Genomic DNA, 13,503 nt, shown 5'->3' with positions numbered 1-13,503 from the left:
GCGGGTCCGGCGGGGCCGGGACTCTCCGAACCCTAGAACACGGCGGCGTCGCGTGAACGGGGGGAGCGAGGGCAAGCCGAAGGGGAGCCGGGCTTGCGTCACGTGTGTCGGGCGTCCTACATATGGTCCTTTCGGACCGCAACCCCGAGCCCTGGTGAACATCCCATCCGTCCGACCGACCCGGCGATCCCCGCTCACTCGCCCATGATGACCGGAGCCCCGACCGATGATCGATCCGAGCGCGCTGCGCGACAAACCGACGCTCACCGGTGACCTCGTCCGCCTCGTTCCGCTGGCGGAGGAGCACGCCGACGTCTTCTACGAGGCCACCCAGGATGCCGAGACCCGCCGTCTGACCGGCACCCACCGTGTCCTCACCCGGGAAGAGGCGCTGCGCTGGTGCGCCTCGCGGGCGCGTCGGACCGACCGGCTCGACCTCGCGATCATCGACCGGGCGCAGGGCCGTTACGTCGGCGAGCTGTCGTTGATGGACGTCGACGCCGACAACGAGAGCGCCGCCTACCGGATCGCGCTGTCGGCCATCCAGTTCACCGGTCGTGGCCTGGGGCGGGAGGCGACCAGACTGGTCCTGGACTACGCCTTCAGCCGGATCGGGCTGCACCGGGTCTGGCTGGAGGTCTACGCCTTCAACATGCGGGCGATCGCCGCCTACCGGGCCTGCGGCTTCGTGGTCGAGGGGCGGTTGCGTGACGCTCTGCTGTGGGAGGGGCGCCGCCATGACGCCTTGGTGATGGCCGCGCTGGAGGGCGACTTCCGCAAGGCGGAGGAGCGGGCCGGCCGGTGAGCCGGGCGGAGGGAATGGCCGTCTATGGTCGGCCCTGATGTAGATTTGCGGTTTTCCGGGGTTGCGGCGGTGGAACGAGGGGGTATGCCGGTAGGCACTCTTCACTGCCGAGTCAAGCGGTAGGTCGCCGTGAGTCCGCTTCCCGTTTCGCTTCCCTTCGCCGATCGAGCCGAGGCCGGGCGCCGGCTCGCCGAACGGGTGCGTGCCTTCGCGGTCACCGACCCGATCGTGGTGGCCCTGCCTCGCGGGGGCGTGCCCGTGGGCGCGGAGCTCGCCCGCCGGCTACGCGCCCCCTTGGACGTCCTGGTCGTGCGCAAGATCGGGCTTCCGGGCCACGCCGAACTGGGCGTCGGCGCGCTGGCCGAGGACGGCCATGTCTGTTTCGACGACTCCATGCTGGCCAGGCTGGGGGTCTCGCGCGAGCGCCTGGCCGAGACGGTGGCGGCGGAGCGGGCCGAACTCGCCCGCAGGCTGGAGGTCTACCGGGGGACGCGGTCGGCGCCGCGCCTTGCCGGACGTGACGTCATCGTCGTCGATGACGGGGTGGCCACCGGCGGGACGGCGCGCGCCGCGCTACGCATGGTGCGCCGCGCGCGCCCGGCCAGGTTGGTGCTCGCCGTTCCGGTGGCCTCGGGCACGGCGGTCGAGGCGCTGCGTCCAGAGGTCGACCAGCTCGTGGTCCTCACCGCCCCGGCGAACTTCCGCGCGGTGGGGGAGTGGTACCGGGATTTCCGCCAGCTCTCCGACGAGCACGTGACCACGTTGCTGGCGGAGCTGCGCGACCAGAGCGCCGAGAACGACTCCGAGCGCGCGGTCCGCATCCGGGCGGGGGAGGAGCACCTCGACGGGGACCTGGCGGTGCCCTCGGTCGTGCACGGCACGGTGGTCTTCGCCCTGGGGCACGGCCGCCACGATCCGCGGCATCGCACGGTCGCCGCGGCGCTGCGCCGGGCGGGGTATGCCACGCTGCTGTTGGACCTGCTCACCTCCCAGGAGTGGCGACGGGAGGAGGAGACGGGGGCCAGCGGGGTCGACACGCGCCGGTTGGGAGAGCGGTTGGCGGCGGCGGTGCGCTGGCTGCGCAGGTCGACCGATGCCGCCGACCGGCCGGTGGGGCTCGTCGGGTCGGGCTCCGGTGCGGCGGCGGCCCTGGTGGCGGCCGCGGAGCTGCCCGACGACGTCGGAGCGGTCCTGGCCCGCGACGGCCGTATCGACATGGCCGAGGACGCGCTGACGCGGGTGCGGGTCCCGGTCCTCGCGCTGGCCGAGGGGGAGGACTCCTTCGTCCGGGAGATCGCCGAATGGGCGATGGGCCGGCTCGCCGGTCCCCGGGAACTGCGGGTGGTCGCCGGCGCTGAGCAGCTGCTCAGCGGCCCCGAGGATTGGCAACGGGCCGCGGACTCCGCGGTGGAGTGGTTCGGTCGGCACCTGTGAGGCCGGGGTGGGAAACGCCGTGGCGCCCCGGCACGGGGCCGAGGCGCCACGGGAAGAACGCGGGAATCGCGCGGGACGGCCGAAACGGCCGGCCAGGGGAAGCCGTGAAGGCGGGGAACCGCCGGAGGGGTCCGGAGGTCCCGTGCCGTGCGACGGAACACGCGGATGACGGGGTCGCACGGAGGGGGCGGGACACGGGGCGTCGTGAGGACGCGCACCGTCACCGCCGCGATTCGCCCGGGGCGGGCGTCGGGATCAGGCTGCGTTGGCGCGGCGCATGCGGCGACGGCGCTCAGAAGCGCGCTCGTCTTCGTTCAGGCCGCCCCACGTGCCGTACTTCTCGGGACGCGAGATCGCGTAGTCGAGACATTCGGTACGAACAGGGCACTGAGCACAGATCTCCTTGGCCTTGCGCTCACGGATCTCCCGCTCGGGCTGGCGCTCGCCGTCCGGGCCGAAGAAGAGCACAAGGTCCTCGCCCCGGCACGCGGCGGCATCCTGCCACCCCCAGCTCGGGCGGGGGCGCAGCGTGGCCTGCCGGCGTACCTGAGACATGGTTGAACCACCTCTACTGAAATCGCTAGTAAGCTGTCAGAAGCTGAGTCACAAAACTGGTCATGCAGCGTGAGACGCCCAGCATGACGAAACGTCATGCCGTGCTTCGGTGTTCCCGGTGTGGTGGAGACCACGGCGGCGCAGATCCGCCGAAGCCGGCGGGCGCTCACGCGATAGGCCGCGGAGGCAGAAACGCTCTCCCTGCCGGCCGGTACGTAATCATGCCATCCCCACTCCCGATCGCGCACGGGGGGTGGGGAAATTACTCGCTCAACCGTTACCGAAAACCGGTTTGAACCGGTGGATGTGTGGCCATCTGTCCCGGTTTGCCACGGAATCGCAAGTACCGACGCGGGCGCCGGATATGGGACATCGTATGTCTGTTTTTGGTCTCTGGCCAGAGGTTCGGGTTGATAGCCGGGTCACACCAGCCCGGTAGCGCCGCCGGTCCAGGAGATGTGCGGTTCCCCTCGGCCCGGCGGCGACGAGCTGCTAAAGTTCGCGGCTCTCTCCCGGGGTCAGGCGCTCGTAGTTGCCCCCCGCCACCTCGGTCAGCGCCAGGTTCTTGGCGTAGACCCCCGCCCCCACCTCGTTGAGCAGGCCGTCATGGATCGCGACGGCCCGCTGCGGCGCCACCTCGCGCGCGTAGTCGATCAGCTCGCCGACCTTCATCCACGGCGCGTGCAACGGGAGGAGGAGCAGGGCGACCGGATCCTCCGGCACGGTCAGCGCGTCCCCGGGGTGGAACAGCGCGCCACCGGGGGCCTCGATCCGGAACCCCACGTTCGCCACGACCGGAATGTCGGGATGGATCACCGCGTGCCGCTCCCCGTAGACGTGGACGTCGAAGCCGGCCATGCGCGGGGTGTCGCCATGGACCACCTCGTGGACCCGCACGCCCCGCTCCGTCAACTCCGAGAGCCGCGCCGCCACGGAGGGGTGGGCGTAGATCTCCAGTTCCGGATTGTCGGTGGCGGCCGCGTACAGACGATCGGGATCGAAGTGGTCGGGGTGTTCGTGGGTGATGGCGATCGCGTCGGCGCCCGCCGCCGCGTCCGGCTCGCTGAACGTGCCCGGGTCGATGACGAGCGTCGCCCCGTCGCGTTCCAGGCGTACGCAGGAGTGCCCCAGTTTGGTGATACGCACGGTCGGTTCCTCGGTCCGGTCGATGGATGGAAGGTGTCCGGCGGACGCCTCGGCGTCCGCCCTCTCCCATGACACCTCTCCCCGCCGCGCGACCCTAACCCGCCGAGGGAGTGGTCTCCTCGCGGACGGGGGCGGGCCGGCGGTCCGCCGGCGCGGTGCGGGGACCCCGGCGCACCCGGCGGAGGAGTTCCTCCAGCGCCGCGACGTCGACGGAGTCGCGTGCCCCCCTGGCCTCCGCGGGCGGGAAGGGAGGGGCGGACGGGGTGGGGGTGACGGGGGTTCCGGCCGAAACGGGCAGGTGTGGTTCTCGCGTCTTGTCCACGGGACAGGGCCTCCCCTGACCGGCGAGACGCCACACCGAAGGGGGCGGGATTTTTGGTCCGTTGTTGCCCCTCGGCGGCCCGGCGCGTTGCCCTCACCACCCCCTAAGGGACGAGTTCGGGGGCGCGCACGGGAACGACGCCCGCCCACGCCCCGTCGTACTAGGTGGAGGCGAGGGCGGGCGCAAGCCCCCGCGGTCCACCCGGGGGCGGACAACGGCACAACGACGACATGCGCGCGAGGGGCGTACCGCCCGCGAACCTCACACGCGAGTACAGGGAAGGGTGGGGGAAATGGCCCTGCTGCGTTTCGTCCTCAACGTCATCTGGTTGTTCGTCGCCGGGTTCTGGCTGGCCGTGGGATACGCCTTCGCGGGTCTCATCTGCTGCATCCTGATCGTCACGATCCCGTTCGGCGTCGCCTCGTTCCGCATGGCCAACTACGCGCTGTGGCCCTTCGGGCGCGAGCTCGTCCGCCGCCCCGGCGCGGGAACCGGCAGCACGGTCGCCAACGTCATCTGGGTGATCGTCGCCGGATGGTGGCTGGTCCTGGGACACATCGTCACCGCGTTCGGCCTGGCGATCACGATCATCGGCATTCCCATGGCCTGGGCCTCCCTGAAGATGATCCCAGTGGCACTGGCCCCGTTCGGCAATGAGATCGTTGCCAGCGGCGAACGCCGCTCCGTCTGGCAGTTCTAGACTTCCCTTCCCGCCCGGTACGGCGTCGACCGCCGCCTTTGCTGAGCGACGTTGGACACGACCACCGGTGCGGGGATGAGACGGCGGTTGGTCAGGAAACGGAGTAGAGGGGCCGGAGTTGAGGGTGTTCCGACCGGGACAGCGGTGGATGTGGCGCAAGAGGACGGAGCCCGTCCGCGAAACCGGGCCGGTGGTGACGGAACAGGTCCCGCCGCCCGAACCCGGGGAGATGGAGGAGGACGACCTGCTGCGCCGGGTCAGCGACACGTCCTGGCGGATACTGGTCGTCGGCGTCGTCGCGGCCCTGCTGCTGTGGGCGGCCACCTACACCCGGGTCGTCACGCTGCCCATCGTGCTCGCCGTCTTCCTGACCGCGCTGCTCATGCCGGCCGCCAAATGGCTGCGCCGGCGGGGTCTGGGCCGTGGCCCCTCGACGACGATCACCTTCCTGGGCGCCATGATCGTGTTCGGCGGGGTGGTCACCCTCATCGTGCAGCCGGCGATCAACGGTGTCGGCGGCCTCCTCGACAGCCTCAACCAGGCGGTGGCCACCCTCCAGCGGCTCGCCGCCTCGCTGGGGCTGGACGAGCAGGTGGTCAACCAGCTGGTGCGCAGCGCCCAAGCCGAGCTCCAGCGCAACAGCGCCCAGTTGGTCAGCGGCGCCTGGGCCGGTGCCGTCGCCGTCGGCGAGGTCCTCATCGGGCTGGTGCTCACCCTGGTCCTCACCGTCTACTTCGTCCACTCCGGTGACAGGCTCATGGAGTGGGTGTGCGAACTGTTCCCGCAGCAGTCCCGCCGCGCCCTGCGCGTCGGGGGGCGGGTCACCTACGGGGTGATGGGGCGCTATGTCCGCGGCGTGGCGATCGTCGGGTTCATCGACGCGGTGGGCATCGGGCTCTTCCTCGTCTTCCTCATCGACATCCAGCTCGCGATCCCCCTCATCGTGCTGACGTTCATCGGCGCCTTCCTCCCGGTGGTGGGGGCCTTCCTCACCGGTCTGATCGCCGCGCTGGTGGCCTTCATCGACGCGGGGTGGGTGATCGCGCTCGTCGTGATCGGCGCCACCGTGCTGGTGCAGCAACTGGAGAGCCACATCTTCGCGCCGCGGATCTACGGGAAGGCGCTGGAGCTTCCTTCGGCGATCGTGCTGCTGGCCATCGCGGTGGGCTCCATCGTCGGTGGGATCGCCGGGGCCTTCCTGGCCACCCCGGTGGCCGCGGTCATCGCCGCCCTGCTGCGCAACCGCCCGTTCGCCGCCGCCGAGCGCGAGGCCGCCGAGGCGCGTCGGATCGCCACCGGCGGGATCGTCGCCACGGCCCCGCCCGGGCCCGAGCCGGCCCCGCCGTCTCCCGCCGCGCCGGTCGCCCCGCAGGAGGGCGGCACGGCCTGACCCGCGTCCCCTGTTGTTCCGCGCGTCCGCGCGGGAGGCGGTCCCTCCTCCCGCGCGGACGGGCAACCAGCAGAGCGGACGCGGCGGCCCCCACCGGAGGCTAGGCTGGGGGCGTGCGTGTGATTCCGGACTGACCACCCCGATGCCTCCGCGCCGCCCGCCGTCGCGGGCGTCGCTGCGGAGCCGTTCCCGACCGTCCCCACGCATGCCCTCGCAAGGAAGTCATAGCCTGATGCTCATCGCCTCCGACCTGGAGATCCGTGTCGGATCCCGCCTCCTGCTGGAGCCCACCTCCTTCCGCGTCGCCGCCGGCGACCGCATCGGCCTCGTCGGCCGCAACGGGGCGGGCAAGACCACCTTGACCAAGGTCCTGGCCGGCGCAGGTCTGCCCGCCAACGGACAGGTCACCACGAAGGGGACTGTCGGCTACCTGCCGCAGGACCCGCGCACTGGCGATCTCGACGTGATCGCCCGCGACCGGATTCTCGCCGCGCGCGGCATCGACGAGGTGTTGCGCCGCATGCGCGTCGCCGAAGAGAAGATGAGCAGCGACGTCCCCAAGATCCGGGACCAGGGGGTGCGGGCCTACGCCCGGGCCGAGGAGCGCCTGCACGTGCTGGGGGGATACGCGGCCGAGGCCGAGGCCGCCTCCATCGCCTCCAGCCTGGGGCTGCCCAACCGGATCCTCTCGCAGCCGCTGCACACGCTCTCGGGTGGTCAGCGCCGCCGGGTCGAGCTGGCCCGCATCCTCTTCAGCAACGCCGACACCCTCCTGCTCGACGAGCCCACCAACCACCTCGACGGCGACTCGATCGTGTGGCTGCGGGACTTCCTCAAGTCCCACCAGGGCGGTCTGATCGTCATCAGCCACGACGTCGAGCTTGTCGAGCACGTCGTCAACAAGGTCTTCTACCTCGACGCCAACCGCTGCGTCATCGACATCTACAACATGGGCTGGAAGGCCTACCAGGTCCAGCGCGAGGCCGATGAGCGGCGTCGGCGCCGGGAGCAGGCCAACGCCGAGAAGCAGGCGTCGGCGTTGCAGAAGCAGGCCGACCGGTTCCGGGCCAAGGCCACCAAGGCCAAGGCCGCCCAGCAGATGGAGCACCGGGCCGAGCGCATCCTGTCCTCGGTCGCCGGGCAGCGCCAGGTGGACCGGGTGGCCAAGCTGCGCTTCCCCGATCCCGCGCCGAGCGGTCGCACGCCCTTGATGGCCGAGGGATTGTCGAAGTCCTACGGGTCGTTGGAGATCTTCTCCGGCGTGGACCTCGCGATCGACCGGGGCAGCCGCGTCGTCATCCTCGGGCTCAACGGCGCCGGCAAGACGACCCTGCTGCGCCTCCTGGCGGGGGTCGAGAAGCCCGACACCGGTCGGGTGGTGCACGGCCACGGGCTGCGGCTGGGCTACTACGCCCAGGAGCACGAGACGCTCGACACCGAACGTTCGGTGCTGGAGAACATGATGAGCGCGGCGCCGGACCTGCCGGAGGTCGAGGCCCGCCGCACCCTGGGGTCCTTCCTGTTCACCGGCGACGACGTGGCCAAGCCGGCCGGGGTGCTGTCGGGTGGCGAGAAGACCCGTCTGGCCTTGGCCACGCTCGTGGTCTCCAGCGCCAACGTGCTGCTGCTGGACGAGCCGACCAACAACCTCGACCCCGCGAGCCGCGAGGAGATCCTCAGCGCCCTGCGCAACTACAAGGGCGCCATCGTGCTGGTCACCCACGACGAGGGCGCGGTCGACGCGCTCCAGCCCGAGAGGGTGATCCTGCTCCCCGATGGTGTCGAGGACGTCTGGAACGCCGACTTCACCGATCTCATCGCGCTGGCCTGAGTTCGCGGCCCGCCGTGACCGCGCGGCGGGCCGCTCGGAGAGCCACCCGGCCCCGATATAGGTACTGTCCGAAACCTCGTCTTCGGTTCGACACGCCTTCTTTTCCCCTCCCGGTGGGTAGCCAGCCGGCATGCCATGGCTGATCATGGGCAGCAATGTCGCTGCGGTCGACCGAGAGCACAGGAGGTACACGTGGCCGAGACCCTGAGAAAGGGCACCCGCGTGACGGGAACGGAGCGCTCCCAGCTCGCAGCCGAGCTGAAGAAGCGCTATGACGAGGGCGAGAGCATCCGTTCCCTGGCCGCCGCAACGGGACGTTCCTATGGTTTCGTGCACCGTCTGCTCACCGAGGCCGGAGTGAGCCTGCGCGGCCGTGGCGGAGCCACGCGGCGTAGCACCTCCTGAGGCCGTTCCGCGCGTCGCCGCTCTCGCGCGGCCGCCGGACCGCCCCGTGCCGCCGTGAGCAGGGTGCCGTCCGTATTCACCGCCGGACTCGCCCCCCGGTCATGGCAGGCGATTGCCGAAAGGCTACGGTGAGGCGGTCAAGTCGACCGAATCCGGCTCGGTGGTAGGGGCCGGTGTGCGGAGGTGTGCGAGGTGGAGGCGGCACTGCCGTCAGCCGAGGAGCTGACGGCCGCGGGGCTACGGCTGGAGATCCAGGGGGCGGTCGCGAAGGTCACGCTGGCGCGTCCTGAACGGCGTAACGCCATGACCGGACGGACCTGGACGACTCTGGCCCATATTGGCCATGGTCTGCCCGAATCTGTCCGTATTGTTGTCATAAGCGGAGATGGGTCGTCTTTCTCCTCGGGGATCGACCTCGCGATGTTCTCTCCCGAGGGCGTCCCCGGCGAGACCTCGCTCATGGCCGGGATCGCCGCGGGTGACGGCGACCGCTCCGAGATCGACGCGCTCATCGCCTCCTACCAGGCGGGCTACCTGTGGCTGCGCCGCCCCGACATCGTCTCCGTCGCCGCGGTGCGCGGCCATGCGATCGGTGCCGGTTTCCAGCTCGCCCTCGCCTGTGACCTGCGTGTCCTGGCCGATGACGCGCGGCTGTGCATGAAGGAGCCCGCCCTCGGGCTGGTGCCCGACCTCACCGGGACCAAGCCCCTGGTGGATCTGGTCGGGGTGAACCGCGCCATCGAACTGTGCCTGACCGCGCGCACCGTCTCCGCGGCCGAGGCCCGTGAGCTGCGCCTCGCCGAGCTCGTCGTCCCCGGGGACGAGCTGGAGGCGGCGGTCGCCGACCTGACGGCCGCGCTGCTGGCGGTCCCCGCCGAGGCGGCCACCGCCACCAAGGCCCTGCTCCTGGGGGCCACGGAGGCCGGCCTCGAAGAGCAGGCGGCGGCCGAGCGGGCCGCCCAGATCGACCGTCTCACCGCGTTGGCCCGCGCGGCGGGCTAGCGTCTCGCGCCCTGCCCGCGCTCGACGGCGGGCAGGGCGCGCAGAGGTGGCGGCCCCGCCGGTGTGTGCGGGATCACGGCGTTTCTCCCCCGGGGGAGCGGGGAATATCGGCCATCGCTTACCCGTTCTGATCGGATGTCTAGTACGCTCTTGGAGGCGGTCAATTCGTGCTGCGCGCATCCGGCGCGCCGGGCCGCCCAGCGCAGGGGGACGTCTTAGCTACCCCCCGAGTCGCATTATCCGGCGCGTTTGTGTGATTTCTTCGCGGTTTCCGCTGTGACCACGGAGCCTTCCTCGAAACGCCGCCGATCGATGAGGAAGGTTTACGTCACTTGACGGATACTGCCGTATGCCCGGTTTTTGGCGATCTCGGTCTTCCTGAGAAGGTCGTCACGAAACTGACGCAGAACGGGCTGACCACCCCGTTCCCGATCCAGGCCGCCACGATCCCCGACGCGCTCGCCGGCCGTGACGTCCTCGGCTGTGGCCGCACCGGTTCGGGAAAGACCCTGGCCTTCGGCCTGCCGGTCCTTGTCCGCGCCGCCGAGGAGCGGGCGGCGTCGCGCCGCCCGCGCGCCCTGGTGCTCGTCCCCACCCGTGAGCTCGCCCACCAGGTGCGCGACGCGCTGGAGCCCTACGCCCACACGCTCGGCGTCCGCGTCGGCGACGTCGTCGGCGGCAGCTCCTACACCCGTCAGATCAACGAGCTGCGCCGCGGTGTCGAGGTTCTCGTCGCCACGCCCGGCCGGCTCAGCGACCTGATCGAGCAGGGCGCCTGCGAGCTCTCCGACGTGGAGATCTCGGTGCTGGACGAGGCCGACCAGATGTGCGACATGGGCTTCATGCCCCAGGTCAGCGAGCTGCTCGACCAGGTGCGCCCCGGCGGTCAGACGCTGCTGTTCTCCGCGACCCTCGACGGGGACGTCGACAAGCTGGTCCGCCGCTACATGAACGACCCCAAGACCCACTCGGTCGACCCGCCGGTCTCGCAGGTCACGACCATGGAGCACCACCTCCTCAAGGTGCTGCCCCGCGACAAGAACATGATCGTGACCCAGATCGCCGCGCGCGAGGGCCGCACCATCCTGTTCGTGCGCAGCAAGCACCGGGCCGACACCATCAGCGAGCAGCTGGTCAACGCGGGCGTCCCGGCCGCCTCCCTGCACGGGGGCAAGACGCAGAGCGTCCGCACCAAGACCCTGGCCAAGTTCCGCGAGGGCCGCATCCGCGCCCTCGTCGCCACCGACGTCGCGGCCCGGGGCATCCACGTCGACGGCATCGACCTGGTGGTTAACGTCGACCTGCCCACCGCGCACAAGGACTACCTGCACCGCGGTGGTCGGACCGCCCGCGCCGGCGAGTCCGGCCGAGTGGTGTCCCTCGTCGCGCCCAACCAGCGCCGCCAGGCCCGCCGTCTGCTCATGGACGCCGGGGTGGACGCCAAGCAGCACCTGGTCAACCCGGGTGACGAGCTGCTCACCGAGGTCACCGGGGCCCGCGAGCCCTCCTGGGAGCCGTGGATCGAGCCGCCGGAGCCGGAGCGCCGTGGCGCCCGGGGCCGTCGTGGCGGGCCGCGCCGCAACGGTGGCGGCTACGGCGGTCGCCCGCGCGGTGAGCGCCGTCCCTACGGTGACCGCAGGGAGGGCGGCGGACGCGACCGCGACTTCGGTGGCGAGCGCCGCGACTTCGGCGGTGAGCGCCGCGACTTCGGCGGTGAGCGCCGTGAGTCGCACGGCCACCAGGGACGCCGTCCCTTCCGCGAGGACCGGTTCCGTGACGACCGTCCGCGGCGCGACGACCGTCCTTTCCGTGACGACCGTCCCTTCCGCGACGACCGTCCGCGGCGTGAGGACCGCCCGAACTGGCGTGGCGAGGACCGGCCCCGCGACGATCGGCCGGCCTGGCGCGGCGACGACCGTCGTGGCGGTCGCAAGCCCTACCGTGGCGGCGACCGCCGCCACCCGGGCGCCTCGCGCGCCTGATCGCTGAGACGACGATGGCCGCGTCCCCGATGGGGGCGCGGCCATCGTCGCGTTCGCCGCGGACCGTCGCGGTCCGGGCGGAGAACGCGGCTCAGCTCACTTCCTTCGGGTAGCCCCGGTTCTCGCGGTCCTCGCGGGGAGGGTTCCGCCAGCTCGGCTCGTCCAGCACCACGTCGTTTTGGATGCCCAGCAGGTAGGCCACCACGCCTCCCACGACGAACAGCGCGGTTCCCGCCCAGAACATCCACCACGTGGGCCCCAGGGTCAGCGCGACACCGGCCAGCACGAAGCCCGCCGTCATCACGCCCACCATGATCCAGGAGCGCCAGCGGCCACGGTGGGAGGAGTGCTTGACCAGCTTCCCGCCCTCGGGCTCGTTACCGAGCTTGCCCCGGTCGTCCGGCTTGCCGACCCTGCTCCGTTCGTCTGGTGTGTTCATGTGCCACCTCCTGTCCTGGCGCCCTTCCCCCGCCGGGGAGGGGGAAACCCGGGGCGGCGCGGCGTGGCGGGGGAAGAGCGTGGGGGAGGGGCGTGTTGACGATCATGTCGGCCGACCGCCTCGCCCCGGGGAGACGCGCCTATGCAGGGCAGCAGCGCCACGTGGAGCACCTTCCGCAGCTTCTCCCGCGACCGCGATGTGACAAAGGAGCGGCTGCGGCCGGGGACGATCCGCCGCATCGCGCGCTACGCGCGCCCCCACCTGCCCGCGCTGGTGGCCTTCCTCGTGTTGACCGCCCTGGGCGGCGGCATCGTCGTCGCCACGCCGCTGGTGATGAAGGCGCTCATCGACCAGGGCGTCATCCCCGGTGACGCCGACCTCGTGGTCGGGTTGGCGCTGGCCCTGGCCGGCCTGGCCCTGGTGGAGGCGGTGCTGACCCTGGCGCAACGCTGGCTGTCGGCGCGGATCGGCGAGGGGCTCATCTACGGGCTGCGCACCCAGGTGTTCGCGCACGTGCAGCGCATGCCCCTGGCGTTCTTCACCCGCACCCAGACGGGTTCGCTGATCAGCCGGCTCAACACCGACGTGATCGGCGCCCAGCGAGCGCTCACCACGACGCTGTCGTCGGTGGTCTCCAACGTCGTGAGCCTGGTCCTGGTCCTGGCCACCATGCTGGCGCTGTCGTGGCGGATCACCCTGATCGTCCTCGTCCTGGTCCCTCTGTTCATCGTTCCGGCCAAGGCGTTCGGCCGCCGTCTCGCGGGGATCACCCGCGAGCGGATGCGGCTGGACGCGGAGATGAGCTCGGTCATGACCGAGCGGTTCAACGTGGGCGGCGCGATGCTGGTCAAGCTCTACGGGCGCCCGGAGGAGGAGGCGGAGCGCTTCGCGGTCCGCGCCGCGCGGGTGCGCGACATCGGTGTCACCTCGGCGATGTACAGCAGGATCTTCTTCACCGGGTTGACGTTCATGGCGGCCCTGGCCACGGCGGTCGTCTACGGTGTCGGCGGCCTGCTCGCCATCGGCGACATCCTGGAGCTGGGCACGCTGGTCGCGTTGGCCACCCTGCTGACCCGCCTGTACGGGCCGTTGACGGCGCTGTCCAACGTCCACGTCGACGTGATGACCGCGCTGGTCAGCTTCGACCGGGTGTTCGAGGTCTTGGACCTGCGCCCGGCGATCACCGACCGTCCCGACGCGCGCCCCCTGCCCGAAGGCCCGCTGGACGTGGAGTTCGACCACGTCTTTTTCCGCTATCCCCGGTCGGCGGAGGTGTCGTTGGCCTCCCTGGAGTCGGTGTCGCGGACATCGGGGAAGGAGGAGGCCGACGGGGCGACGCCGCTGGTGCTCGATGACGTGTCGTTTTCGGCGGCGCCGGGGGAGATGGTGGCGTTGGTGGGGCCGTCGGGGGCGGGGAAGACCACGTTGACGCATCTGGTGACCCGGTTGTACGACCCGGTGGAGGGTGTGGTGCGCGTGGGCGGGGTGGACC

13 protein-coding genes are annotated in these 13,503 nt (G+C 71.2%); 9 read left to right on the top strand and 4 right to left on the bottom strand.

Annotation, left to right across the window (positions count from 1 at the left end):
* Positions 1 to 226 precede the first annotated feature (226 nt).
* Positions 227 to 805, top strand: coding sequence for a GNAT family N-acetyltransferase (locus tag ACYVHU_RS17230; RefSeq protein WP_498949000.1), 579 nt, complete (start codon positions 227 to 229; stop codon positions 803 to 805).
* Between the two features lie 129 nt (positions 806 to 934).
* On the top strand, positions 935 to 2,239 hold the full coding sequence (locus tag ACYVHU_RS17225) for a phosphoribosyltransferase family protein (protein ID WP_498948998.1): 1,305 nt from the start codon (positions 935 to 937) through the stop codon (positions 2,237 to 2,239).
* Positions 2,240 to 2,494: 255 nt separating this feature from the next.
* Here ACYVHU_RS17225 and ACYVHU_RS17220 read toward each other — a convergent pair whose 3' ends face one another.
* The 3 genes from ACYVHU_RS17220 to ACYVHU_RS17210 all read right to left on the bottom strand — a co-directional run bounded on the left by ACYVHU_RS17220 (position 2,495) and on the right by ACYVHU_RS17210 (position 4,262).
* Positions 2,495 to 2,794, bottom strand: coding sequence for a WhiB family transcriptional regulator (locus tag ACYVHU_RS17220; RefSeq protein ID WP_123201111.1), 300 nt, complete (start codon positions 2,792 to 2,794; stop codon positions 2,495 to 2,497).
* 492 nt (positions 2,795 to 3,286) lie between these two features.
* Positions 3,287 to 3,940, bottom strand: coding sequence for an MBL fold metallo-hydrolase (locus ACYVHU_RS17215; RefSeq protein ID WP_078762599.1), 654 nt, complete (start codon positions 3,938 to 3,940; stop codon positions 3,287 to 3,289).
* Between the two features lie 94 nt (positions 3,941 to 4,034).
* Positions 4,035 to 4,262 (bottom strand): hypothetical protein, encoded by a 228-nt coding sequence (locus ACYVHU_RS17210; protein WP_078762565.1) that lies wholly within the window; start codon positions 4,260 to 4,262, stop codon positions 4,035 to 4,037.
* 292 nt (positions 4,263 to 4,554) lie between these two features.
* Between ACYVHU_RS17210 and ACYVHU_RS17205 the strand changes: the two genes are divergently transcribed.
* The 6 genes from ACYVHU_RS17205 (at position 4,555) to ACYVHU_RS17180 (ending at position 11,572) form a co-directional block, all read left to right on the top strand.
* Positions 4,555 to 4,962, top strand: a complete 408-nt coding sequence (locus ACYVHU_RS17205; protein ID WP_078762566.1) for a YccF domain-containing protein — start codon at positions 4,555 to 4,557, stop codon at positions 4,960 to 4,962.
* Between the two features lie 190 nt (positions 4,963 to 5,152).
* Positions 5,153 to 6,352 carry an AI-2E family transporter gene (locus tag ACYVHU_RS17200; RefSeq protein ID WP_394330062.1) on the top strand — a complete coding sequence of 400 codons (1,200 nt, stop codon included), beginning with the start codon at positions 5,153 to 5,155 and terminating at the stop codon, positions 6,350 to 6,352.
* A gap of 232 nt (positions 6,353 to 6,584) precedes the next feature.
* Entirely contained in the window at positions 6,585 to 8,183 is a 1,599-nt protein-coding gene (locus ACYVHU_RS17195; RefSeq protein WP_078762568.1) for an ABC-F family ATP-binding cassette domain-containing protein, read from the top strand.
* A gap of 192 nt (positions 8,184 to 8,375) precedes the next feature.
* Positions 8,376 to 8,588 (top strand): helix-turn-helix domain-containing protein, encoded by a 213-nt coding sequence (locus ACYVHU_RS17190; RefSeq protein WP_078762569.1) that lies wholly within the window; start codon positions 8,376 to 8,378, stop codon positions 8,586 to 8,588.
* Positions 8,589 to 8,780: 192 nt separating this feature from the next.
* Positions 8,781 to 9,590 (top strand): enoyl-CoA hydratase/isomerase family protein, encoded by an 810-nt coding sequence (locus tag ACYVHU_RS17185; RefSeq protein ID WP_498948995.1) that lies wholly within the window; start codon positions 8,781 to 8,783, stop codon positions 9,588 to 9,590.
* A 332-nt stretch (positions 9,591 to 9,922) separates the two neighbouring features.
* A complete protein-coding gene (locus tag ACYVHU_RS17180) occupies positions 9,923 to 11,572 on the top strand; it encodes a DEAD/DEAH box helicase (protein WP_078762571.1) in 1,650 nt (549 codons plus the stop codon).
* A gap of 91 nt (positions 11,573 to 11,663) precedes the next feature.
* Here ACYVHU_RS17180 and ACYVHU_RS17175 read toward each other — a convergent pair whose 3' ends face one another.
* Positions 11,664 to 12,011: an HGxxPAAW family protein gene (locus tag ACYVHU_RS17175; protein WP_200813667.1), complete on the bottom strand. Its 348-nt coding sequence runs from the start codon at positions 12,009 to 12,011 to the stop codon at positions 11,664 to 11,666.
* A gap of 141 nt (positions 12,012 to 12,152) precedes the next feature.
* Here ACYVHU_RS17175 and ACYVHU_RS17170 point away from each other — a divergent pair.
* On the top strand, positions 12,153 to 13,503 hold a 1,351-nt coding region (locus ACYVHU_RS17170), incomplete at its 3' end, for an ABC transporter ATP-binding protein (RefSeq protein ID WP_498948993.1).

The sequence above is a fragment of the Marinactinospora endophytica genome (assembly GCF_054780875.1).
This window is presented reverse-complemented; position numbering and strand designations above follow the sequence as displayed.

Coding starts and splice junctions, on each gene's coding strand:
- ACYVHU_RS17230 (WP_498949000.1), top strand. CDS start 227: ATGATCGATCCGAGCGCGCTGCGCGACAAACCGACGCTCACCGGTGAC.
- ACYVHU_RS17220 (WP_123201111.1), bottom strand. CDS start 2,794: ATGTCTCAGGTACGCCGGCAGGCCACGCTGCGCCCCCGCCCGAGCTGG.
- ACYVHU_RS17205 (WP_078762566.1), top strand. CDS start 4,555: ATGGCCCTGCTGCGTTTCGTCCTCAACGTCATCTGGTTGTTCGTCGCC.
- ACYVHU_RS17195 (WP_078762568.1), top strand. CDS start 6,585: ATGCTCATCGCCTCCGACCTGGAGATCCGTGTCGGATCCCGCCTCCTG.
- ACYVHU_RS17175 (WP_200813667.1), bottom strand. CDS start 12,011: ATGAACACACCAGACGAACGGAGCAGGGTCGGCAAGCCGGACGACCGG.